This is a genomic window from Nocardioides korecus, assembly GCF_054778395.1.
The window spans coordinates 1-23,172 of record NZ_BAAGZO010000005.1; the positions used below are offsets into that span (position 1 = coordinate 1).

The 23,172-nt window shown below is 74.1% G+C and carries 21 protein-coding genes; 19 read left to right on the forward strand and 2 right to left on the reverse strand.

Going from position 1 to position 23,172, the window contains the following annotated elements; genetic code table 11:
* From ACYVDA_RS10720 to ACYVDA_RS10765, 10 genes are all read left to right on the forward strand, one after another.
* Positions 1 to 967 (forward strand): hypothetical protein (locus ACYVDA_RS10720; protein WP_460818184.1); only part of this gene is annotated, 967 nt, incomplete at its 5' end.
* Between the two features lie 91 nt (positions 968 to 1,058).
* A complete protein-coding gene (locus tag ACYVDA_RS10725) occupies positions 1,059 to 1,376 on the forward strand; it encodes a WXG100 family type VII secretion target (protein WP_460818186.1) in 318 nt (105 codons plus the stop codon).
* 19 nt (positions 1,377 to 1,395) lie between these two features.
* The gene (locus ACYVDA_RS10730) at positions 1,396 to 1,683 is read left to right on the forward strand and encodes a WXG100 family type VII secretion target (RefSeq protein ID WP_460818190.1); all 288 of its coding nucleotides are present in this window, start codon (positions 1,396 to 1,398) and stop codon (positions 1,681 to 1,683) included.
* Positions 1,684 to 1,846: 163 nt separating this feature from the next.
* The gene (locus ACYVDA_RS10735) at positions 1,847 to 2,368 is read left to right on the forward strand and encodes a hypothetical protein (protein ID WP_460818192.1); all 522 of its coding nucleotides are present in this window, start codon (positions 1,847 to 1,849) and stop codon (positions 2,366 to 2,368) included.
* Complete coding sequence (locus ACYVDA_RS10740; protein ID WP_460818194.1) at positions 2,361 to 3,842, forward strand: S8 family serine peptidase; 1,482 nt, start codon at positions 2,361 to 2,363, stop codon at positions 3,840 to 3,842. Before ACYVDA_RS10735 ends, ACYVDA_RS10740 begins: the two co-directional genes overlap by 8 nt.
* A 1-nt stretch (position 3,843) precedes the next feature.
* Positions 3,844 to 5,475 carry a hypothetical protein gene (locus ACYVDA_RS10745; RefSeq protein ID WP_460818196.1) on the forward strand — a complete coding sequence of 544 codons (1,632 nt, stop codon included), beginning with the start codon at positions 3,844 to 3,846 and terminating at the stop codon, positions 5,473 to 5,475.
* A gap of 58 nt (positions 5,476 to 5,533) precedes the next feature.
* Entirely contained in the window at positions 5,534 to 6,907 is a 1,374-nt protein-coding gene (gene eccD, locus ACYVDA_RS10750; protein ID WP_460818199.1) for a type VII secretion integral membrane protein EccD, read from the forward strand.
* Between the two features lie 107 nt (positions 6,908 to 7,014).
* A complete protein-coding gene (locus tag ACYVDA_RS10755; protein ID WP_460818202.1) occupies positions 7,015 to 7,938 on the forward strand; it encodes a hypothetical protein in 924 nt (307 codons plus the stop codon).
* Positions 7,939 to 7,965: 27 nt separating this feature from the next.
* Entirely contained in the window at positions 7,966 to 9,327 is a 1,362-nt protein-coding gene (gene eccB, locus ACYVDA_RS10760; RefSeq protein WP_460818205.1) for a type VII secretion protein EccB, read from the forward strand.
* Positions 9,324 to 10,583 (forward strand): S8 family serine peptidase, encoded by a 1,260-nt coding sequence (locus ACYVDA_RS10765; protein WP_460818207.1) that lies wholly within the window; start codon positions 9,324 to 9,326, stop codon positions 10,581 to 10,583. Before eccB ends, ACYVDA_RS10765 begins: the two co-directional genes overlap by 4 nt.
* Positions 10,584 to 10,640: 57 nt before the next feature.
* Here the strand turns inward: ACYVDA_RS10765 and ACYVDA_RS10770 are convergent, their stop codons facing one another.
* Complete coding sequence (locus ACYVDA_RS10770) at positions 10,641 to 11,318, reverse strand: hypothetical protein (RefSeq protein ID WP_460818210.1); 678 nt, start codon at positions 11,316 to 11,318, stop codon at positions 10,641 to 10,643.
* Between the two features lie 34 nt (positions 11,319 to 11,352).
* Here ACYVDA_RS10770 and ACYVDA_RS10775 point away from each other — a divergent pair, with 34 nt between their 5' ends.
* Positions 11,353 to 11,532: a hypothetical protein gene (locus tag ACYVDA_RS10775; RefSeq protein ID WP_460818211.1), complete on the forward strand. Its 180-nt coding sequence runs from the start codon at positions 11,353 to 11,355 to the stop codon at positions 11,530 to 11,532.
* Positions 11,533 to 11,686: 154 nt separating this feature from the next.
* Here ACYVDA_RS10775 and ACYVDA_RS10780 read toward each other — a convergent pair whose 3' ends face one another.
* Positions 11,687 to 13,141 carry an MFS transporter gene (locus tag ACYVDA_RS10780; protein ID WP_460818213.1) on the reverse strand — a complete coding sequence of 485 codons (1,455 nt, stop codon included), beginning with the start codon at positions 13,139 to 13,141 and terminating at the stop codon, positions 11,687 to 11,689.
* A 109-nt stretch (positions 13,142 to 13,250) separates the two neighbouring features.
* On the opposite strand from ACYVDA_RS10780, the gene ACYVDA_RS10785 reads away from it, so the two are divergent.
* From ACYVDA_RS10785 to ACYVDA_RS10820, 8 genes are all read left to right on the forward strand, one after another.
* On the forward strand, positions 13,251 to 13,811 hold the full coding sequence (locus ACYVDA_RS10785) for a TetR/AcrR family transcriptional regulator (protein ID WP_460818217.1): 561 nt from the start codon (positions 13,251 to 13,253) through the stop codon (positions 13,809 to 13,811).
* A gap of 40 nt (positions 13,812 to 13,851) precedes the next feature.
* Entirely contained in the window at positions 13,852 to 16,158 is a 2,307-nt protein-coding gene (gene purL, locus ACYVDA_RS10790; RefSeq protein ID WP_460818219.1) for a phosphoribosylformylglycinamidine synthase subunit PurL, read from the forward strand.
* Between the two features lie 122 nt (positions 16,159 to 16,280).
* Positions 16,281 to 17,528, forward strand: coding sequence for an MFS transporter (locus ACYVDA_RS10795; RefSeq protein WP_460818221.1), 1,248 nt, complete (start codon positions 16,281 to 16,283; stop codon positions 17,526 to 17,528).
* A 300-nt stretch (positions 17,529 to 17,828) separates the two neighbouring features.
* A complete protein-coding gene (locus ACYVDA_RS10800; RefSeq protein WP_460818224.1) occupies positions 17,829 to 18,713 on the forward strand; it encodes an ABC transporter ATP-binding protein in 885 nt (294 codons plus the stop codon).
* Positions 18,710 to 19,597, forward strand: coding sequence for an ABC transporter ATP-binding protein (locus ACYVDA_RS10805; RefSeq protein WP_460818227.1), 888 nt, complete (start codon positions 18,710 to 18,712; stop codon positions 19,595 to 19,597). The genes ACYVDA_RS10800 and ACYVDA_RS10805 overlap by 4 nt, the downstream gene beginning before the upstream one ends.
* A complete protein-coding gene (locus ACYVDA_RS10810) occupies positions 19,594 to 20,484 on the forward strand; it encodes a branched-chain amino acid ABC transporter permease (protein WP_460818230.1) in 891 nt (296 codons plus the stop codon). The genes ACYVDA_RS10805 and ACYVDA_RS10810 overlap by 4 nt, the downstream gene beginning before the upstream one ends.
* Positions 20,477 to 21,664, forward strand: coding sequence for a branched-chain amino acid ABC transporter permease (locus ACYVDA_RS10815; protein ID WP_460818233.1), 1,188 nt, complete (start codon positions 20,477 to 20,479; stop codon positions 21,662 to 21,664). The genes ACYVDA_RS10810 and ACYVDA_RS10815 overlap by 8 nt, the downstream gene beginning before the upstream one ends.
* A gap of 95 nt (positions 21,665 to 21,759) precedes the next feature.
* On the forward strand, positions 21,760 to 22,989 hold the full coding sequence (locus ACYVDA_RS10820; protein ID WP_460818235.1) for an ABC transporter substrate-binding protein: 1,230 nt from the start codon (positions 21,760 to 21,762) through the stop codon (positions 22,987 to 22,989).
* Positions 22,990 to 23,172 lie beyond the last annotated feature (183 nt).

Below are 23,172 nucleotides of genomic sequence, written 5' to 3' on the forward strand. Positions count from 1 at the left end.
GCTGGCCGCGCTGCTCGCGCTGGCGCCGGTGGCCCCGGGCCGGGGCCCCGGACCCGACCGGGCGCGCCTGGCCCGCCTCAGGGTCGCGCCCTTCTGCCTCGCGGCGGCCGCCCTGGTGGGGCTCGGCGCCTCGGCCGCCCACCCCCTGCTGCCGGTCACGGTCGCGGCCCTCGCGGCGCTGGCCGCCAGCGGCGCCGCCTGGGCGCTGAGCGACGACGACGAGGTGTGCCTGGTGTGGCTGTGGGCCTCGGGGCTGCTGTCGGCGGCCTGCGTGCTCCTGCTGCTGACCGGCGCCGGCAGCGCCGGGCTGTGGGCGCTGCTCGTCGCCGGGGGCCTGGTCGCGGTGCGGCTGCTGCCCTCGCTGGTGGTCGACGTCCCCGACGAGACGCTGCTCGACCTGGAGAACCTCGCTATCACGGCCTGGTCGGCCCACGACGAGGGCCGCCCCGCCTCGCGTCGGCGCCCGGTGATCCGCCGTCCCCAGGTGCGCTCGCTGGCGCGGCGCAGCGGCACGCTCCTGCGCAGCTCGACGGGAGGCGCCTGTGCCGTCCTGGTCGCGGGGGCCCTGCTGCTCCTCGCCGCCACGGCCGACGCCTCCGCGTGGTCGCGGGTGGGGTCCGAGGTCATGGTCGGGGCCGGGGCCGCCGGGGTCGCCCTGGTGGCCCGGGGCTACCGCGACTGGCGGCTCCAGGTGCTGCTGCGGGTCGTGGCGGCGGTGCTGGTGGCCGCGCTGGCCGTGGCCGTCCTGCGGGCCACGGGGCCGACCGGCGGACTCGTGGTGGTCGTCCTCGCCGTGGTCGCCGGGGTCGTGGTCGCGGGGGCCGCGGTGGCCCTCGGGCACGGCTGGCGCTCGGTCTGGTGGGCCCGGGTGGCGGATGTCCTCCAAGGTGCTGGATTCGCTGTAGCGCTCTCGGCGATGCCACTAGCATCCGGATTGTTTGATTTTGTCTGGAGGTTTACGAGCTGACCCATCGCGGGAGGCTTGGTTCCATCGCCGCGTCACAGCCGGTGGCCGGTGCGTGCGAGACCCGCGGGGGTCCTTGAGAAAGGGGGTCGCCATGGCAGGCGGCAGTGGATTCAGGACAGAGCAGGGCCAGATCAGCAAGGGAGCCGGACTGGTCGCCAGCTGCAAGAGCGACCTCACGTCGCTGCTGGGCGCCCTGCGAGGCGAGGTCTCGCAGAACGCGGCCAGCTGGAAGGGGACGGCGGCGCTCGAGTTCACCAAGCTGATGCAGCGGTGGGACGAGGACGCCAACCTGCTGACCAAGGCGCTCGACGAGTTCGAGAACAACCTGCGCGGCACGGACAAGAACTACAACCAGATCGAGTCCGAGGCCCAGCAGACGATGACCAAGCTCACCGGCAAGCTCGGCTGACACGGAGAGGATGACGATCATGAGTGGATCGACCGAGGTCAACTTCGGTGGCCTGGACGCGACGAGCAGCACCATCGGCGCGAAGGCCAAGACCATCCGGGCCCGCCTGGACCAGCTCGACTCCGACCTGGCGCCCATGCGCGCCAGCTGGGACGGCTTCGCCCGCGACGCCTACCACACCGCCCAGTCGCGGTGGAACGCCGCCGCGGAGGACCTGAACCTGATCCTCCAGGCCGTGGGCATCTCGGTGAACGACGCCAACACCGGCTACCAGGACACGGAGAAGCTCAACACCAACATGTGGTGATCCCCGGTCCACCGGGGACCCGGCGGCCACCACTCGGGTGGGCGTCGGACGCAGCAGTCCGTCTCGGGTCGCGGGGGTCGTCTCCCCCGCGGCCCGATGTCGGCAGCAGGGAACGACCCGCGAGGCGGGTGCGGGGAACGAGTCGGCAGGGGGATGCACGGCAATGACGGTCAAGGTCACGCCCGAGGAGATCGAGAACGTCGCGCGCACGGTGGTGGGTCCGGCGTACGACAAGGTCAAGACCGCCCTGGCCGCCTTCCGTGACACCGGGGACGGTGCCGGCGCGTTCGGCGGGTCCGCGCCCGGTGAGCACCTCGCCGAGCTCCACAGCAGCGTCAAGACCGTCTTCGTCGAGACCGTCCACGGCGTCGGGGAGGACCTCGACACGTTCAAGCACAACCTGACCAGCACCGCGCGGTCCTGGCACGACACCGAGCAGTCCAACGCCGAGCGCTCGCAGACGCTGGCCTCCCACCTCGGGACGACCGCGGCGACCGCGACGCACCAGGCCTACCGCGGCACGCGCGACCACCTCGGCCAGAGGCTGGCCGTCGACCCGTCGCTGGAGCGCCCCGAGGGTGGTCAGCCGCAGTCGGACGACGCCCAGGCCGCCGCTGGGCAGCACCAGGTGGACCACGCGGCCGGCGGCGAGGCCGCCGGGGGCTCGGGAGCCGTGGGTGGCTGAGCGCCACGGGCCCACCGGACGCCGCGGTCGGCTCCTCGCCGCCGGCGCCGTCGGCCTCGCCCTGCTCGGCGCCGCGCTGCCTGCGGCCGCACCGGCCGGTGCCGCGACGGCGCGCGACGGCGGCTCGCGGGCGACCGCACCCCACGCCCGCACCTGGCAGGGCGACGCCATGCGGCTCGACCGGGTGCACCGCACCGCGACCGGCAAGGGTGTCGTGATCGCCCTGCTGGACGGCGGCATCGCCCCGGACGTCCCCGCCCTGAAGGGCGCGCACATCGAGATGCGCAAGTCCCCGTGCTCGGCGCAGGCCAAGCACCCGGTGCCCGTCTTCGAGAAGGGACCGAGCTCCGAGCACGGCAGCCTGATGGCCTCGCTGCTGGTCGGTGGCGGCAACGGCTTCGGCGGACCGGGGACCGGCCTGATGGGGGTGGCGCCGGACGCCACCCTCCGGTTCTACGACATCGACGAGCTGGAGTTCTCCAAGCCCGGCGCCCTCGAGTGCCCCGGGGAGGACATCGTGGCCACGGCCCGCCAGGCCATCCGCGACGGCGCCGACGTGGTGTCGCTGTCGTTCGGCACGCCCACCGACCTCGACTCCGAGGCGTGGACGCGCCTGGCCAGGACGAGCTCCGCCGTCCTGGTCGCCGCGCCCATCAACAAGGACGACCGCCCCCGGTCCTTCGCCCCGCCGGCAGGGGCGCCCGGGATCGTGTCGGTGAACGCGCTGGACCAGAAGTACTTCCCGTGGAAGAAGTCGGTCTCGCTCCGCGACACCAGCGGCCGCGGGGTGCAGGCGGGGTGGTGGACGCCGACCGTCTCCGCCCCCGGGGTGCACCTGGACCTCCCCGGGGCCGCGGAGGGCTTCGGGGCGGGGGCCTGGGCGACCGGGACCTCGGGTGCCACGGCCCTGGTCGCCGGGGCCGTGGCCCTGGAGAAGCAGGAGTACCCGCGCGCCACCGCGAACCAGCTCATCCAGAACCTGATCCACCACACGACCCGCGAGAGCATCACCGGCAGCCGCAAGCTGCCCGACATGACCTGGGCCCTGGAGACGGGCTTCGGCGCCGTCTCGGTGGTGAACATGCTCAAGCACGACCCGGCGGGGTGGCCGGACGTCAACCCGCTGACCATCGACCCGACGAAGATGGCCGCGACCTACCCCTCCAGCATCTACGGCAAGGGATCCTCGTCCGCCTCCGGCAGCGCCTCGGCGAGCCCGTCGGCCGCCGCCTCCACGGGGTCGGGCGCCCAGGCTGCCCAGGCGGGCAAGGCGTCGTCCGGCACCACGGCCGACCAGGGCGGCGGCGTCCCGGGCTGGGTGTGGGTCGTGGTGGCGCTCGTCCTCCTGCTGGTGGCCGGGATCGTCGCGACCGCGGCGTCACGACGTCGGCGCGCGACACCGCCGACCGCACGTCCGGGTGGGCCTGGCCCGTCCGGGACCGACGAACACCTCACACGAGCCGGGGGGCAGTGACATGGCAGGACCCAACGAGCTGAAGCTCGAGCAGGCGACGAGCGGCGGGCGCCCCGGCGAGCTCCGGCAGCGTGCGCAGAAGTGGCGGGACCAGGCTGCCGCGCTCGCCGAGGCCGCGTCCGACGTGCGCAAGGCGCGCTCGGACGTCGAGCCCTACTACCAGGGCAGCACCGACGCGGCCGCCGCCCGCGAGGCGCTGAGCCAGTTCGCCACCCAGGTCGACGCCCAGCGCACGCACATGCTCAAGGTCGCCACCGGGCTCGACCTGGCCGCGGAGGCCCTGCAGACCGCGCAGGGGGCCGACCTGGGGCCGGGCGCGCCCACCGCCCCCACGGGTGACCCGACGCCGCAGCAGGAGGCGGCGTACCAACGGTCCAAGACGGCCGCCTACAACGCCCGCGAGGCGGCGGCCAAGGAGGCCTACGACAACCTCGTCCAGGGGTACTCCTCGGCGGCGTCGAAGATGTCGGCCGCGGCACCGCCCACGGCCGCGCCCCACAGCACGACCACCGGCGGCACGGGGGGCACCACGCCGTCCACGCCTGCCGCACCGACCTCCACGGGCTACTCCGGTGGTGGCGGCGGCACTCACGGCTCGGCCCACGTCGTCGGCTACAGCACCGACACCCACGGCACCTCCGTCGACCTCTCCCCGACCGTCGCGACCGGTGCCGTGGGCGCGACCCCCGCCATCGGCCAGGCGGCCCTCGGGGGCGGTGGGCGTCCCACCCAGGTCACGGGCGTCGGGCACGACCAGGGCGGCTCCTCGGGCACGACGTCCGGCACGACCTCGGGTGCGGGCTCGGTCCTCGGCAACCCCGTGCAGGCCGGCGGTGGTGCCGCCGCCGCCGGCGCGGCCGTCGCCGGCGGGCGAGCGCTCTCGCGCGCCGTCGGTGCGGGCGGGATGCGCGGGCTCACCGGCCGTGCGTCCGGCTCCACCGGTGCCGCGTCGAAGCCCACGACGCTGGGCTCGAGCGCGCGCTCGGGTGCGGGTGGGGTGCTGGGCAAGGCGAGCCCGGTCCGGGGTGCGACCGCCAAGGCGGCCGCGGCCGAGTCGGAGGGCAGCCCCACGACCTCGCGCGCCACCGGTGCCGCCGGTCGCGCCACGGGAGCCGGCCAGGGCACCGGCGCGCGCGCCACCGGCGCCGCCCGCGGCACCGGCTCGAGCGCAGCCTCCAAGACCACCGGTGCGACGCGCTCCGCCGGCTCGCGGGCGACCGGCGCCCGCGCCACCGACAGCACCTCCCGCTCCGGGGCTCGCTCCGGCGCCAAGGGCGCCACCAAGGGTGTCGCCGAGGGCGAGGAGGCCCAGGGACGCGGAGGACGCGCCGCGGCCGCCCGGTCACGCGGCACCGGGGCGACCTCCGAGGCCGAGTCCGAGGGGCGGGGTACGACGGGCCGGACGGCGGGAGCAGCCGGCCGGGAGGGTGCCGCGGTCAAGGGTGCGCCCGGCGGCCGCGGTGCCACCGGCGAGACGTCGGCCGCCCAGGGCCGCGGCGGACGCGGACTGCTCGGCCGTGGTGGTGCCTCGCGCTCGCAGCGCGAGACCGCCTCGCGCACCGACCACCTCGCCTTCGAGGACGAGGAGGCGTGGCTCGACGGCGGCGACACCGCGCCCGGGGTGATCCGATGACGCCCGAGCAGCTGCCGCCGGCCACCGGGCCGGCTCCGACCCACCCCAGGAGCACCGCGTGACCACGTTCTCCCCCGAGCAGGCCTCGTCCGACGCTCCTGGCAACGGTCTCGTGCGGGTGACCGTCACGGCCGGCGAGCGCCGGGTCGACCTCGCCCTGCCGGGCTCCGTGCCCGTCGCCGAGCTGCTGCCCGACCTGGTGCGCAACCTCGGCATGCTCGACGCCCAGGTGGTCCACGCGGGCTTCACCCTGGTCGGCTCCGACGGCGCCCCCCTCACCGGCGGTGCCGGGCTGTCGGCCCAGGGCGTCCCGGACGGCGCGCTGCTGACCGTGACCGCGGGCGCCGACGAGCGCCCGCCGCGGGTCTACGACGACATCGTCGAGGCGATGTCGGACGCCGTCGAGGAGGACATGTCCCCGTGGCGGCCGGCGGCCAGTCGGCGTACGGCGCTGGCGACCGCGGCCCTGCTGATGCTGATCGGCGCCTCCGCGCTGGTGGCCATGCGCACCAGCGTGCTGGCCGGTGCGGCCGCGGGTCTGGTGGCCCTGCTGCTGGTCGTCGCGGCCATCGTGCTGAGCCAGCTCAAGGAGGAGGACGACGCGGCGGTCACGCTGGCCTGGCTGGGATCGGCGTACGCCGCGGCCGCCGGGTTCACCGCCACCCCGGGATCCGAGCGGCTGGGACTGCCGACGGCGCTGGCCGGGGTCGGCCTGCTCGTGGCCGGCCTCGTCGCGGCGATCGGTCTCAAGCGGCGCCGCGCCCTGCTCTACCCCGCCGTCGTGGTCGGGCTGGCCGTGGCCGCCGGTGCCGCCGTGGTCGAGCTGACCACCTTCGGGGCCGGCCAGGTCGCGGTCGTGCTCCTGGCGGTCGTGGTCGTCCTCGGCACCGTGGTGCCCCGGCTGGCCCTGGCCACCACGCGCTCGGCCGTGCCGGCGGCGTACACCCACGACGACCTGGTCGCCGACCCCGAGGACATCAGCGAGGACGCGGTCCGGGGCGACGCGCGCACCGCGCACGACGTGCTCCTCGCCGTGGCCGCCAGCGTCGGTCTGCTGGTCGCGCTGCTGGCCCCCCTCGCCGTCCAGCGAGGCGTGACCGGCACCCTGCTGGGGGTCTGCGCGGCGGCCGTGGTGATGCTGCGGACACGCCAGTACCGCGTCGGCGCCGAGGTCGCCCTCGGCCTGGGACTGGGGGTGGCCGCGCTCGGCGCGCTGGCCGTCTCGGCCCTCCTCGAGCACCCGGGCTGGCGGTCGGGCACCGGCCTGGTCCTGGCTGCGGTGGGCAGCGTCCTGCTGGTCGTCACGCTGGTCCCGAGCCCCACGTCGGTGCGACGCGGCCGGCTCGGCGACGTCGCCGAGATGACCGCGCTGGTGGCCATGGTGCCGCTCGTCGTCTTCGCTGCCGGACTGGTGGAGGCCGTGCGCTCCTGAGCCACGGTCCTGGGGGACACTGCTGCCCGGCGTCGTGCCGGGCACGCCGAACAAGCTTCGCAACACGTACGGAACCAGAGAGCACGGGGAGACCCGGAGGGGGAAGCATGAAGAACTACGGCCGCAGGGTCGCCGCGACGTCGATGCTCGTCGCGGGGCTGACCATGGGAGCGGTGCCGGCGTTCGCCGCCGTCGGGGGGGCGTCCAGCGCACCCACGGCGGCTCAGGAGAAGGCCACCGTGAAGCAGTGCCTGACCGAGACGGACGTGGCGTCCTGCCTGCGCCGGGCGCAGGCGGCGGGCGAGCTGACGGGACGCACCGACATCGGCGCCGTCCTGCGGGCGAGTGCCGCCCAGGCGGCGCCCGCGCCCGCGGCGGCGCCCACCAGGTCGGCGGCCCGGCAGGAGGGCGTGGCCGCGCTCGGCCCGGACGACCTGCCCACCTCCCCGGGCGACCTGCCCACCCTGCCGAGCGGCGGCCCCACGCTGCCGACGGACGGGCCGACCCTCCCGACCGACGGGCCGACCCTCCCCACGGACGGCCCGACCGTCGTCGACCCCTCGGGCGACCCGACCCCGACCACGACCCCCGACCCCACCGGGTTGCCCACCGTGTCCAACCCCGGCGGCGGCAACGGGAACGGCGGCGGCAACGGGAACGGCGGCGGCAACGGGAACGGCAACGGCGGGGGCAACGGCAACGGCAACGGCGGGACCGGTGGGACCAGCGGGAACGGCGGGAACGGCGGGATCTCGACGGGCAACGGCAGCGGCGTCGAGGGTGCGGGCACCAGCCCGGAGGGCGTGGTCTCCTCGCGCGCCCAGACCACCGTCCCGGTGAACTCGGCCTGCTCCGACGCCGCGATCTGCCAGGCCGCGGCCGCGCCGACCACCAGCACCTCGAGCGCCAACGGGCTGGCCGACACGGGCGCCCCGGCACACGCGGAGGGCTACCTGGCCCTCGGTGCCGCGCTCGTCCTCGGCGGCGGCCTGATGATGAGCCGCCCCCGTCGCGCCCCGGTCAAGGCCTGACCAGGATCCTGAGGGCGGGGGACATCGGTGTCGAGCAAGCGTGACCTCGTCGAGGCGCACTCCTTCAACCGCCGTCGCCTGGTCACCGCGTTCGTCAGCGGTGCACCGGGCGGCCGCGAGGTGGAGCCGGCGCGCTACGGCCGGGCCATCGTCGGCGGCGCGGTCCTGGCAGCCCTGATCGTCGTCGGGGCCGCTGTCGGCGGGATGATCAAGCCCAAGCTCCCGCAGGACTGGGACCAGAAGGGCATCGTGATCGCCAAGGAGAGCGGCGCCCGGTTCATCGCCCAGAACGGCAAGCTGTTCCCGGTCATCAACACGGCGTCCGCGCGCCTGGTGGCGGCCGACAACAACGGCACCCTTGTGATCAACACGGTTCCCGACGACGTCATCCGACGCCACAAGATCGGGTCGACGGTGGGCATCGCGGGGGCACCCGACGCCCTGCCGGCCCCCTCCCAGCTGCTCGACACCGGCTGGACGGCCTGCGTCAACAAGGACGGGGGGCTGCGGGTGGACCTCTCCGCGGCCAAGGACGTCGCCCCGGCGACCTCGCAGACGCTGCTCGTGCGGTCCCTCGGCGACGCGGGCCAGCAGTTCCTGGTCGTGGGCGGCACCCGCTACCCGATCAGCACCCGGAACGGCGACAACGTCCTGCGCACCCTGGGGCTGTCCAGCAACGCCTTCACGGCCTCCGGCAGCTGGGTCAACCTGCTCACCCCCGGCCCGGAGATCAAGCCGTTCGCCGTGCCGGGCCAGGGCGACCGGGTCGACACCGGGGTGTCGGGCTTCGACACCGTCGGCACGCCGGTGAGCCAGGGGGGCAAGAAGTACCTCCTGGTCAAGGCCGGCGCGAAGCCTGCGCTGCTGCCGATCAGCGACTTCGCCTACGCGGTGTACACCTCCGGTGGTCCGGGCGCCTCGCTCCGGGCGCCCCAGCTGACGGCCGCCCAGCTGGACGGGCTGCGCAACGTGGGTGCCCCCACGTCGCTGTCGTTCCTCTCCTCGTGGCCGACCAGCACTCCCTCGGCGTACCGCCAGTCCTCGCCGTGCCTGTCGCTGACCGGCACCGGCGACTTCCGCCAGACGGTGCTCGCGACCGTCGACACGGGCAGTGCCCGGCTCCCCACGGACCGCAGCCAGTCGGTGCTGGTCGATGCCGGCCGGGGCGCCCTGGTGCAGGAGACCAGCGGGTCGGTGCGCTCCGACCAGGGCAGCACGGTGCTCATCGACGCCACGGGCACGCGCTACACGGTCCCGTCCGGCTACCAGGGTCGCCTGGGCTACGCCGACGTGGCCGCCCCGTCGGTGAGCCAGGCCTGGACCACGCTGTTCAAGGACGGGCCGACGCTCGACCCGCAGAAGGCCGCCAACCTGGCCTCGGGCTCGTGACCACCGGGGTCCGGACCCGCGGGGCCCGCGGGGCCGTCTTCCTCGGCGGCGTCGTCGCAGCCCTGGTCGGCCCGGGCCTGCCCGTGGCCGGTGCCACGCCCGGCGCACCTGCCGACGCGCTGACCAGCTGCCAGCGCGGCCAGACGTCGTACGTGAAGCAGACCCAGGCCTCCAACGCCCTGCCGATGATCTCCACGCCGCAGACGTGGAAGATCGCCACCGGCAAGGGCGTCAAGGTCGCCGTCGTCGACTCCGGCGTCGACGTGCGCAACCAGCACCTCACCACCGCGGTCGCCCCCGGGCGCAGCCTGCTCGGGGACGACGGCCGGGTCGACACCTTCGGCCACGGCACCTCGGTGGCCGGCGTCATCGCCGCACGCCGGATCCCGCAGTCGGTGCTGGTCGGCCAGGCGCCCGACGCGACGCTGCTGCCGTTCCGCGTCTACGACTCCGCCGTCGACACCTCGAGCGCGGAGTCCACCGCGCAGCGGCCGCTGGACCCGGCCGGCGTGGCGCAGGGGATCCGCTGGGCGGCCGACGCGGGTGCGAAGGTCATCAACGTCTCGCTGTCCTCGGGGCCCTCGGCCACCGGGCTCGACGTCGAGCGCGCGGCCGTGAGGTACGCCCAGCGCAAGGGCGCGCTGATCGTGGCCGCGTCCGGTGACAGCCAGAACGGTCAGCCGGTCACGATGAAGCGCTACCCGGCTGCCTTCCCGGGCGTCCTCGGGGTGGCGGCCGTGAACACGACCGGCAACGTGGACGACTACTCGATCCACGGGTCCGACGTCGACGTGGTGGCGCCCGGCCAGAAGGTGATCGTGCCGTTCTACGACAACGGCGACTGCCTGGGTGGGGAGAACCCGCAGACCAGCTACGCGACGGCCTTCGTCAGCGGGCTCGCCGCCCAGCTGGTGCAGCGGTTCCCCAAGGACTCCCCGGAGATGATCGCCTGGCGGATCGCCTCCACCGCCAAGCGGGCACGTCCCAGCCAGCGCGACGACGCCTCGGGCTGGGGCCTGATCCAGCCGTACGCCGCCCTCACCCTGCTCGCCGACCCCTCCCGACCGGGCCCTCCGATGCCGGGCGCCGCGCGGGTGGCCTCCACGACCGAGCGGTCCGGCCTCACCGTCGCCGGGCAGCGTGCCGACGCCCTGGACCCCGTGCGCCGCGAGGTCACCTGGTGGGCCCTGGGCGGGGTGGGCCTGGCGGCACTGGCGCTGGTGCTCACCCCACTCGTGCGTCGCCGGCGGGGCTGAGCGGTCCCGGCGAGCTCGTCCACCTCCAGCTGGGCACGCTCCGGCACTCCGGTGCGGTCATCGACCGGCGCCGTCCGACACGTCACGGACGGTCGGGTGGGTGCGCACGGCGATCTCCTCACCCAGCCGGGCGCCGCCGAGCAGCTCGAGCCCGTCGCCGGACCAGAAGTTGCCGGGGTCGTAGTAGTTGGTGGGGCGGTCGGGGTCGAGCAGCCCCATCGCGGTGTACGTCGAGGCCACGACCTCCGCGCAGTACGTCGTCTCCACGCCGGCCTCGTGGTGGAACCGGCCGCGCGCCCAGCGGGAGGCCAGGGCGACGGTGGGCGGGAACGGCGTGCCGTCGAGCCGCGCGATCGTGGTCAGCACGGCGTCCTCCTGCTCGCGGGTGACCGGGGCGTCGAGCTGGCGCAGCCACGCCCGCTGCTCGTAGCGGCCGCACCACTGGTCCACCGCCTCGCGCAGGTCGTGCAGCTGCACGCCGCGCTGGTGCTTGCCGGTCCAGACGTCGAGCAGGCCCTTGCCGAGCTCGGCGTGCCACATCAGCGGCGGCATGTCGTCGAGCACCACCGCCATCCCGACGTGGTTGACGGGTGCGTTGGTGACGACCCGGATGGCCTGGTCCGCCGGTGAGCGTCCCCGGAACAGCCACAGGTCGCCCGTGCGCGTCAGGTCGACGGCCTCGTCGAGACCCAGCATGCTGGGGCCCGCGTGGGGCCGGGGCAGGTGTGGTGCCACGAGGGGTCCTCTGGAGAGTGCGAAGGAGCAGGTCGTGAAGCTGTGGAAGGCACTGGGGTTCGCCGGCGTCGCAGGGGTGGCCGCGACGGGCGCCATCATCGCGCGTGATCGTCGCCAGCGGGCGAACCTGACGCCCGAGGAGGTGCGTGGCCGCCTCCAGGCCCGCCTGGCGGACGTCCGGGACGCACAGGACCGGCCGGCGACCGGGAAGTAGCCGCACGGGGTCGGCGTACGACGGGCGCACCGGCGTACGTCGCTGACCTCGCACGCGAAACTGCCTCTCTGCACACGACGCATCGTGTGCAGAGAGGCAGTTCGGGTTCATCACCTGGGAAGCCGGACCCGTACGCCGGCCCGGTGAGCCGGGCTCAGGCGGTGACCGCCCGGCGGCGCAGCACGACCAGCGCGATCAGGCAGGCCCCGACGAGCATGCCGGTCGAGGTGAGGAAGGCCGCGGTCAGGCCGGGGAGGAACTGGCCGGGGACGGCGCCGGCGGCGTACACCGAGGCGATCACGGCCAGGCCGACCGCGCCACCGAGCTGCTGGGCGGTCTGCAGGAGCCCGGAGGCCGAGCCCGCGTGGACCGGGTCGACGTCGCCCAGGGCCGTGGAGGTGATCGGCATGAAGGTCAGGCCGGCCGAGAGCCCGTTGAGCAGCATCGGGGCGAACAGCGTCGTCCAGTAGGTGCTGTCACCGGTGGCGTGGGCGGTGCTGCCCAGCGCCATCCAGGCGAAGCTGGTGGCCAGGCCCGCGGTCCCGACCACGAGCATCGGCCGGGCGCCGACGCGGGCGATCAGGCGGGGCGTGACCCGCGACATCGTGAAGATGCCGAGCGTCAGGGGCAGGAACGCCAGGCCGGAGAGCATCGGGCCGTAGCCGAGCACGCGCTGGGTGTACTGCACGAGCAGGAAGAAGGCGGAGAACTGCCCGCCCACGACCAGCATCATGATCCCGAGCGCGCCGAGGCGACGGCGGTGGCGCAGGAGCACCGGCTGCAGCAGGGGGTGGGCCACCCGGCGCTCGGTGACGGTCAGCGCGACGAGCATCAGGACGCCGACCGCGAGACCGCCGAGGGTGCGCAGCGAGGACCAGCCGTGCTCGGGGGCCCCGATCAGGGACCACACCAGGGCGCCGGCGCCGAGCGTGGCGGTCAGGGCGCCCACGACGTCGAAGCGACCGGGGCGGGCCGGGGTCTCGGAGACGTAGCGGCGGGTCAGCGCGAGCACGCCCAGGCCGATCGGGACGTTGATGAACAGCGTCCAGCGCCACGAGCCGAGGTCGGTCAGGGCGCCGCCGAGGAGGAGCCCGATCGACATGCCGCCCGAGGTGACGGCACCGAACAGGGCCAGGGCCCGGTTGCGCGCCGCCTCGTCCGGGGCGCTGGTGGTCAGCAGGGCGAGGACGCCCGGGGCCGCCATCGCGGCACCGACGCCCTGGACCGCGCGGCTGACGACCAGCCAGGTCGGTCCCTGGGCCAGGCCGCCCAGGGCGGAGGCGACGGTGAAGACGGCGATGCCGATCTCGAACATCCGTCGGCGCCCCAGCACGTCGCCGAGGCGGCCGCCGAGCAGGAGCAGGCCACCGAAGGCCAGCGTGTAGGCGTTGAGCACCCAGGAGAGCCCGGCCGGGCCGAAGGAGAGGTCGGCGTCGATGCGGGGGAGGCCGACGTTCACCACGGTGGCGTCGAGGATCAGCATCAGCTGGGCGACCAGCACGACCGCGATGCCGGCGGCGGCGCGTCCGGCGTCCGGGGGCAGGTCGGTGGGCAGCTCGGCCCGGTCGGCCCGGGTGCTGCGGGAGGGGGAGAGGGTGGGGGAGGACATGAGTTCCGTCCTGTTCTGGCCCTGGGGGAGGGCCCGACGTAGACTATGCGGAGATGGACTCCGGTTCGTCCACCACCATACGGAGACGCTCTCCGTTTAGCAAGAGGGGATGTCCGTGCGCGCCGACGCCAAGCGCAACTACGACCGCATCGTCGAGGTCGCCCGCGAGGTCTTCCGCGAGCAGGGGTACGACGCGTCCCTCGACCTCGTGGCCAAGCGTGCGGGCGTGGGCGCCGGCACCCTCTACCGCCACTTCCCGACCCGTGACGCCCTGGTCGACGCGATCATGCAGAGCTGGGTCGACCGTGTCACCGAGGCCACCGAGAAGGCGCTGGCGCACGAGGGCCCGCCCCGCGAGGTGCTGCTGGCGTGGTTCGAGGCGTACGTCGCCCTGATCAGCCTGCACAAGGGTGGCCCGGCCAGGATCACCTCCGCGCTCGGCGATGCGGAGTCGCCGATCAGGACCAAGTGCCAGACGCTGACCGCCGCCGCCGACCGCGTCGTCGTGCGACTGCGCGAGGAGGAGGCGCTGCGCGACGGGGTCGACGCCGTGCAGATGTGCCGGCTGGTCGGCGGGGTCGCGGCCGTGGCGGACCAGGGCGACCTCGGTGCGGACGCCGTACGCCCCCTGCTGGAGGTCGTCGCCGACGGGATGCTCCGCAGCAGGTAGCCGTCGGGCACCCCGGCTCGTGGCCGGTAGATTGGCGCCCGTGCCCGAGACGACCTCGCCCGAGACCCGCCTGACCACCAGCGGCGCCAGCACGACCGGTCTGGACACCGTGGCCGGCGCCGCGGCCGACCCCGACCGCGAGCAGCCGTGGGCCGAGCTGGGCCTCAAGCCCGACGAGTACGCCCGCATCCGCGAGATCCTGGGCCGCCGCCCGACCTCGTCGGAGCTGGCGATGTACAGCGTGATGTGGAGCGAGCACTGCTCCTACAAGTCCTCCAAGGTGCACCTCAAGCAGTTCTCCGACATCCCCCAGGAGACCCGCGCGGGCGCGATGCTGGCCGGGATCGGCGAGAACGCCGGCGTGATCGACATCGGCCAGGGCTACGCCGTCACCTTCAAGGTCGAGAGCCACAACCACCCGTCGTACGTCGAGCCCTACCAGGGCGCCGCGACCGGCGTCGGCGGCATCGTCCGCGACATCCTGGCCATGGGCGCCCGCCCGGTCGCGGTGATGGACCCGCTGCGCTTCGGCCCGCTCGACGCCGAGGACACCCACCGCGTCCTGCCCGGGATCGTGGCCGGGGTCGGCGGCTACGGCAACTGCCTGGGGCTGCCCAACATCGGTGGCGAGGTCGTCTTCGACGCGACGTACGCCGGGAACCCGCTGGTCAACGCGCTCTGCGTCGGCGTGCTCCGCCACGAGGACCTCCACCTCGCCAAGGCCAGCGGCGTCGGCAACCAGGTGATCCTGTACGGCGCCGCGACCGGCGGCGACGGCATCGGCGGCGTCAGCGTCCTGGCGTCGGAGACCTTCGAGTCGACGGGTCCGGCCAAGCGGCCCAGCGTCCAGGTCGGCGACCCGTTCCAGGAGAAGCTGCTCATCGAGTGCACGCTCGAGCTCTTCCACGCCGGCGTCGTCGCCGGCATCCAGGACCTCGGTGGGGCCGGGCTGTCCTGCGCGACCAGCGAGCTGGCCAGCGCGGGTGACGGCGGCATGCACGTCGAGCTCGACCGGGTGCCGCTGCGCGACTCCTCGCTGGCGCCCGAGGAGATCCTGATGAGCGAGAGCCAGGAGCGGATGATGGCGGTCGTCGAGCCCGCTGACGTCGAGCGCTTCCTGGCCATCTGCGCCAAGTGGGACGTCCAGGCCACCGTCGTCGGCGAGGTCACCGACGGCGACCACCTCCAGATCGACTGGCACGGCGAGCGCGTCGTCGACGTGCCGCCGCGCTCGGTGGCCCACGACGGGCCGACGTACGAGCGGCCCTTCGCGCGCCCCGCCGACCAGGACGCCCTCCAGGCCGACGTCGCCGAGGCGCTGCCGCGACCCGAGACCGCCGTCGAGCTGCGCGAGACGCTCGTGCGCCTGCTGGCCAGCCCCAACCTGTGCGACAAGTCCTGGATCACCGACCAGTACGACCGCTACGTCCAGGGCAACACCGTCCTGGCCCAGCCCAGCGACAGCGGCATGGTGCGCGTCGACGACGAGACCAACCTCGGCGTCGCGCTCTCGACCGACTGCAACGGCCGCTTCGCCCGCCTGGACCCGTACGCCGGGGCACAGCTGGCGCTCTCGGAGTCCTACCGCAACGTCTCGACCGGCGGCGCCACCCCGGTCGCGATCTCGGACTGCCTCAACTTCGGCTCGCCCGAGGACCCCGACGTCATGTGGCAGTTCGCCGAGGCCTGCCGCGGCCTCAAGGACGCCTGCCTCGAGCTCGGGGTGCCCGTGACCGGCGGCAACGTGAGCCTCTACAACCAGACCGGCGAGACCGCGATCCTGCCCACCCCGGTGGTGGCCGTGCTCGGCGTGATCGAGGACGTCACGCGACGCACCCCGACCGGGTTCCCGCGCGTCGGCGAGACCGTCCTGCTGCTGGGGGAGACCCGCGAGGAGCTGTCCGGCTCGGAGTGGGCCCACGTCGTCCACGGCCACCTCGGTGGCCTGCCGCCGAAGGTCGACCTGGCCGCCGAGCGGGCGCTCTCGGAGCTGCTGGTCGCCGCGACCGGGGTCGTCTCCTCGGCCCACGACCTCTCCGACGGCGGCCTGGCCCAGGCGCTGGCCGAGTCGTGCCTGCGCCACGACGTGGGCGTCGAGGTCACCCTCGACGAGGGCGCCGACCCGTTCGTCGCGCTGTTCAGCGAGTCCGTCGCCCGCGCGGTCGTCACCGTGGCCGGCGCCGACGACGAGGAGCGGCTCTTCGAGCTCGCCGCCGAGCACGGCGTACCCCTCACCACCCTGGGGCGCACCCGCGGCTCCGAGCTCGCCGTCACCGGCCAGTTCTCGATCCCCGTCGAGGAGCTCCGCACCGCCTGGACCACCACCCTCCCGGTCGCCCTGGGCTGACCCCGGGGCCCGTCGATCGGGCTTGTCGGGACCCCCGGGGGAATGGATCACCCCGGGAGGTCCTTGGGACGGGGTGTGCCCGCGCGGCGCACGCCCTGACCCGAGAGCCCGAGGAGGCGTCGATGAGCCGGACCACCGCCGACCAGGTCGTCGCCTCGCCGGCGCCCGCCCCCGGTCCCGGGCGCGGTCGCGTCCTGGCGCACCCGGCGGCGTTCGGGGCGATGACGCTCGTGCTCGTGCTGTTCCTGGCCGCGTCGGCCGCGCCGTCCCCGCTCTACGTCGTCTACCAGCAGGAGTGGGGCTTCTCGCCGTCGGTGCTGACCGGCGTCTTCGCGGTCTACGTCTTCGGCCTGCTGGGGTCCCTGCTGGTCGTGGGTGCGCTCTCGGACCACGTCGGTCGCCGGCCGGTCCTGGGGGCCGCGGTGGCGCTCGAGGTGGTCGCGCTGGTGCTGTTCCTGGTGGCCCCTGACGTCGGCGTGCTCGCGCTCGCCCGCCTGCTCCAGGGCGTGGCCACCGGGGCGGCGATGACCACCCTCGGGGCGATGCTGGTCGACCTCGCCCCCGAGCACGCCCCCGGCCGCGCCGGTCTGGTGACCAGCGTGGCGCCGGTCGTCGGGCTCGCCCTGGGGTCGGTGGTGTGCGGCGCGCTGGTGCAGTTCGCCCCGGCGCCGACCCACCTGGTCTACCTGCTGCTGCTGGTGGGGGCGCTGCTCGCGGGCGTGCTCGTCGCCGCGTCCCCGGAGACCTCGACCCGCCGCGCCGGGGCCGTGGCCTCGCTGCGTCCCCGCGTCCGCGTCGCCTCCCACCTGCGCGCCGACTTCATCGCGCTGGCGCCGGTGATGGTGGCCAGCTGGGCCGTGGGCGGCCTCTACCTCTCCCTGGGCCCCTCGGTGGCGGCCGGGCTGCTCGGGCTCACCGACCACCTCGTCGGCGGCTTCGTCGTGGCGGCGCTCTGCGGGACCGGGGCGATCACGTCCCTGGTCGTGCGCAGCCAGCCCCCCGCGCGCCTGGTCCGCGCGGCCACCGTGCTGCTCGCCCTGGGCATGGTCGTCAGCCTGGTCGGGGTCGAGCAGGCCTCGGTCTGGCCGACGCTGGTCGGGACGCTGATCTCGGGCGTGGGGTTCGGCGCGGCCGGCCTCGCGACGTTCGGGACGCTGGCGCGCATCGCGGGTCCCGACGAGCGCGGCGAGCTGTTCGCGGCGGCCTTCGTGGTGTCCTACCTGGCCTTCAGCCTCCCCGCCGTCGTCGCCGGGGTGGCCACCACCAGCGTGGGCCTGCACGCGACGGTGCTGGCGTACGGCGCCTCCGTCGCCGTCCTCGCGCTCCTCGCCCTCGCCCTCCAGCGCGTCGTCGAGCGCCGCGCGGCCTGACCGCCCGGCCGGCCCGTCCGCAGGGGCGGTGAGCCGTTGCCGGCTGCCCTGGTCGCGGTGCTGGTCGCGGTCCTGACCTGGGCAGGTCCCCTCGGTCGCGCCGCGGGCCTGGCCCGGTCGGGCCATGCCCGCACCACCCGTCTGGAGGGGTCTGGTAGGACCGGTCGGACACCAGCCGTGTGTGGTTGACACATCTACGACCACGCATTGTGGGCGTGGGCGACAGTGTCATGCCCGCTTCATGCCGCTACGGTGTGCCGAATGCGTGATGGGGGTCACACGACCGGCGGTAGGAGACGGATGGCAGAGCAGGCGGACGACGCGCGTCGCGACGACGTGCGGGACGACGAGCGCGGCGGGGGTGACGGAGCCGGCCCGGCGGGCAGCGGCACCCCGCTCCTGGTCGTGGACCGCCTCGACGTGACCTACGGCGGCGTGCGCGCGCTGCGCGGCGTCTCGCTCGAGGTGGCCGAGAACAGCGTCGTCGCGGTGCTGGGCAGCAACGGCGCCGGCAAGACCACGCTGCTGCGCACGCTCTCCCAGACGCTCCGGCTGCACAAGGGTCGCGTCGAGTCGGGCTCGATCCGGTTCCGCGGCCGCGACCTGACCAAGGCCGACCCCGCGACCTGCGTGGGCGCCGGCCTGGTGCAGGTGCCCGAGGGGCGCCGCATCTTCAGCCGCCTCACCGTCGAGGAGAACCTCCGCGCCGGGGGGCTCTCCAGCAAGGACAAGGCCGGGGTCGCGAAGGCCCACGCCCGCGTCAACGAGCTGTTCCCGGTGCTCGGCGAGCGCAAGCACCAGCGCGCCGGGCTCCTCAGCGGCGGCGAGCAGCAGATGCTGGCCATCGGGCGCGGTCTGATGTCGCAGCCCACGCTGCTGCTGCTCGACGAGCCCTCGCTGGGTCTCGCGCCCCGGATCATCGGCCAGATCGGCGAGGTGGTCCGCGAGATCCACCGCCAGGGGATCTCGGTGCTGCTCGTCGAGCAGAACGCCACCATGGCCCTCGACGTCGCCGACCAGGCCTTCGTCCTCGACGTCGGGGAGGTCTCGCTGAGCGGCCCGGCCGACGAGCTGGCCCGCAGCGGCGAGGTCCAGCGGCTCTACCTCGGGCAGGACGACGAGCCGACCGGGGCGTCGACCCCTCGGCGTACGACCCACAAGACGCTGTCGAGGTGGCAGGGATGAGCGCCCAGCAGGAGACGCGCGACCAGGAGCGGTCCCGGGACCCCGAGGTCCCCACGCTCGAGGTGCGCGACGTCAGCGTGACCTTCGGCGCGGTCAAGGCCCTCCAGGGGGTGTCCTTCACCGTCGAGCCCGGCACGGTGCACGCGGTGATCGGCCCCAACGGCGCCGGCAAGTCCACGATGTTCAACGTCCTCTCGGGCGTCTACACCGCCACCTCGGGCGACGTCCGGCTGGGGGACACCACCCTCACGGGGATGCGCCCCCACCAGATCGCCCGCCTGGGCGTCGCCCGCGCCTTCCAGAACATCGCGCTCTCCGCGGGTCAGTCGGTGGCCGAGAACCTCATGCTGGGCCGCCACTCGTTGACCAAGGCGGGCTTCCTGAGCTCGGGCCTGCGGCTGCCGCGGGCGACCCGCGAGGGGAGGAAGCACGGCGAGCGCATCCGCGAGATCGCCACGTTCCTCGACCTCGGCGACCTGCTGCACACCCCCGTCGGCGTGCTGTCGTACGGCGACCAGAAGCGCGTCGAGGTCGCCCGGGCGCTGTGCACCGAGCCGCGGCTGCTCCTGCTCGACGAGCCCGTGGCCGGCATGAACGCCGAGGAGACCGACCGGATGGCCGCCGCCGTCCTGGAGATCCGGTCCGCGCTCGGCATCTCGGTGGTCCTGGTCGAGCACGACATGGGGATGGTGATGAGCATCGCCGACCACGTCACGGTCCTGGACTTCGGTCGCCGGATCGCCGACGGCACCCCGGCCCAGGTGCAGGAGGACCCCGAGGTCATCCGCGCCTACCTCGGCTCGGGCGACGAGGTCGAGCCCGCCGCCGCCCACACCGAGCCCGGCCACCCCGGCACCGCCCACCCGGAGGAGAACCGGTCATGACCCAGTTCCTGTCCCTGCTGATCAACGGGGTGAGCCTGGGTGCGGTCTACGCACTCATCGCGCTCGGCTTCGTGATCATCTTCAAGGCCAGCGAGGTGGTCAGCTTCATGCACGGGTCGCTGATCCTGCTGGGGGCCTACCTCGTGGCGCGCTACGACCAGGCGATCGGCTTCTGGACCGCGGTCCTCCTCGGCATCGCCGGCACGGTCGTGGTGGCCCTGCTGGTGGAGCGCCTGCTGATCCGCAAGCTCCGCGGGGCCCCGGTGATCAGCCTCGCCATCCTGACCATCGGCGTCGACATCATCATGCTCACCGAGCTCACCCGTCGGATCGGCTCGGACATCCTCAACGTCGAGCAGCCCTGGGGCGGCCACACGCTGAGCGCCGCCGGGATCGGCATCACCACCAACCGCGCGCTGGCGGTGCTGGTCGCCGTGGTCCTGATGGGCCTGTTCTTCGCGGCCTTCAAGTTCAGCGGCTGGGGCGTGGCCATGCGGGCCTCGGCCGAGGACACCGAGGCCGCGGCCCTGATGGGGATCCGGCTCGGCCGGGTCTCGATGATCGCCTGGCTGGTGGCCGGCGTGCTCGCCGCCGTCGCCGGCATCTTCCTCACCGGCGCCCCCACCCCGGGCGTCACCCCCGGCGTCGCGGCGGTCGCCCTGCGCGCCTTTCCCGCGGCCATCCTCGGCGGCCTGGACTCCACCGGCGGCGCTGTCGTCGGTGGGTTGGTCGTCGGCCTGGCGGAGTCGCTCGCGGCCGGCTACCAGGACCAGATCGCGTTCATGGGCCGGGGCTTCGGCGACGTCGTCCCGTACGTCGTGATGGTGCTCGTCCTGCTCGTCCGACCGTCCGGCCTCTTCGGCACCCGGGAGATGACCCGTGTCTGACCCAGCCACCGCCACCCACCCCGCCCACGAGACCCCCGAGTCGCCCGGGGCCCCCCAGCCGTCCGTCGCCGCCGCCGCACCGCGCCGCAGCCGTGGCGCCCGGATCGCCCTGGCCCTGGTGGTCGTCGCGCTCCTGGTCGTGCTCATGGTGCTGCCGCTGTACGTCGACGAGTTCTGGCTGCGCACCGGCTTCGCGGTCGCCGGCGCGATCATCGGCGCCGTCGGGCTCAACCTGCTGGTCGGCACGACCGGGCAGCTGTCCCTGGCCCACGCCTTCTTCCTCGCCGTCGGCGCGATCACCTACGTCTACGCCGCCGGCGAGCCCGGCGGCACCGCCACCAAGGTCGACGGCCTCGGCCTGCCCCCGGTGGTGGCGATGGTGATGGGCGTGCTGGTCGCCGGCCTGTGCGGGCTGATCTTCAGCCCGATCGCGGCCCGCCTGCGCGGCATCTACCTCGGTGTCGCCTCGCTCGGCCTGGTCTTCATCGGCCAGCACGTGCTGAACACCTGGCAGAGCGTCACCGGCGGGTTCAACGGCCGGGTGACCCCGGAGTTCTCGATCCTGGGCTTCTCCTTCGGGTCCGACACCCCCGAGCTGACGATCCTCAACGTGCCCTTCGGGGCGGCCGAGCGGCTCTGGTACCTCGGCATCGTGCTCGCGGTGGCCGCCATCTGGTTCGCCCGCAACCTGGTCCGCAGCCGCCCCGGTCGCGCCCTCCAGACGCTGCGCGACAGCGAGGTCGCCGCCGCGGTCATGGGGGTCGACGTGCAGGGCTACAAGGCCCGGGTCTTCCTGGTCTCCTCGATGTACGGCGGCCTCTCGGGCGTGCTCTACGCCCTCTCGATCGGCGCGGTCGCCCCCGAGAGCTTCAGCCTGGTGCTCTCGGTGCAGTACCTCGCGATGATCGTGCTCGGCGGCCTCGGCTCGGTCTGGGGCGCCGCCGTCGGCGCGGCGTTCGTCAGCGCCCTGCCCCTGGTCTTCCAGCAGTACGCCGGGCAGCTGCCCCTGGTCGCCGAGCCCGGTTCGCCGGGGATCGTGGCCAGCCAGGCCGCCGCCTTCCTCTACGGCCTCGCGGTCGTCCTGGTCGTGCTCTTCGAGCCCGAGGGCCTGGCCGGGCTGGGCCGCCGCCTCGCCGGCCTGGTGACCCGTCGCGGCCGCCGCGCGACCGAACGCTCCTGACTGTTCCCCGCACCACCTCTGCTCCGCCCGCTCCGCCGCACCACCAGCTCATCCGTCCGCAGCACCGTCGCACCCTCTCCGAGGAGAACACCGCAATGAAATTCGCCAAGAACCCCCTGATCGTGGCCCCGGTCCTGCTCGTGACCGCACTGACCGCCGCCGGCTGCGGCACCAAGGGCGGTGGCAGCTCCTCGACCAGCAGCGACGGCGTCAAGACCGGCCGCGGCGTCAGCGGGAACACCATCACCCTGGGCTCGCTGACCGACCTGACCGGCGTCTTCGCCGCGCTGGGCAAGGACATCACCAACTCCCAGGCGATGTACTGGGCCGACCACAAGGTCTGCGGCAAGTACTCGGTGAAGATGAACGTCAAGGACCACGGCTACGTCGTGCAGCAGGGCGTCTCGCTCTACGGCTCGATCAAGGACAGCGTGCTGGCCATCAACCAGACGATCGGTTCGCCGATCAACACCGCGCTCGCCCAGCAGCTCGAGGCCGACAAGATGCTCAACTTCCCGGCCGCCTGGGCCGCGTCGCTGACCGAGAACCCCGAGAACGCGGTCGTGGGCGCGACGTACGAGATCGAGATGATCAACTCTCTCGACTACCTGCTCTCCAAGGGCAAGATCAAGCCGGGCGACAAGATCGGCCACATCTACTTCGAGGGCGAGTACGGCGAGGGCGGCCTCCAGGGGTCGAAGTACTTCGCCAAGAAGCACGGCATGACCGTCGTCGAGGCGCAGATCAAGTCGACCGACACCGACATGACCGCCCAGGTCACCAAGCTCAAGGCGGCCGGCGTGAAGGCCGTCGCCCTGACCGTCGCCCCTGGGCAGACCGCGTCGGCCGCCTCGGTCGCCTCCTCGCAGGGCCTCGACGTGCCCTTCGTCGGCAACAACCCGGTCTTCGCGCCGGCGCTGCTCGACGGCCCGGCCGGCCCGTTCCTGGAGAAGAACCTGACCGTCTCCTCGCCGATCTCGCCCTTCGACAAGAACCAGGCGCTGCTCAAGGCCTACACCGCCAAGCACCCCGGCAACCCGACCCTGGGTGTCGTCTTCGGTGCCGCGACGGCCACGGTGATGAACAAGATCCTGGACAAGGCCTGCGAGAACAAGGACCTCACCCCCGAGGGCGTCTCGAAGGCCAAGGACGAGCTCGGCGAGATCAGCACCGGCGGCCTGGCCGTCCCGCTGAAGTTCGAGACCGGCAAGTCGCCCAGCCTGAAGAGCTACATCTTCAAGGCCGCCAAGGTCCCCGGTGGCGCCACCTCGGTGAGCGACCTCTACCAGGGCCCCGACGCCGCCGCGTTCAAGCCCGCCAACTGACCCACCCGCACCACCGGCCGGCGCCCCGGTCGCGAGACACGCTCTCGCGGCCGGGGCGCCTTCGCGTCCCGAGCAGGGCCGCCAGGCCCGGCGCCGAGTGCCACGCCAGCGTCGTCCCGGGCCCCGGTCGGCGACCCCGGTGTGGCACGGGAGGCAGCCCACGGTCGAGCCGCCTCGGCCTAC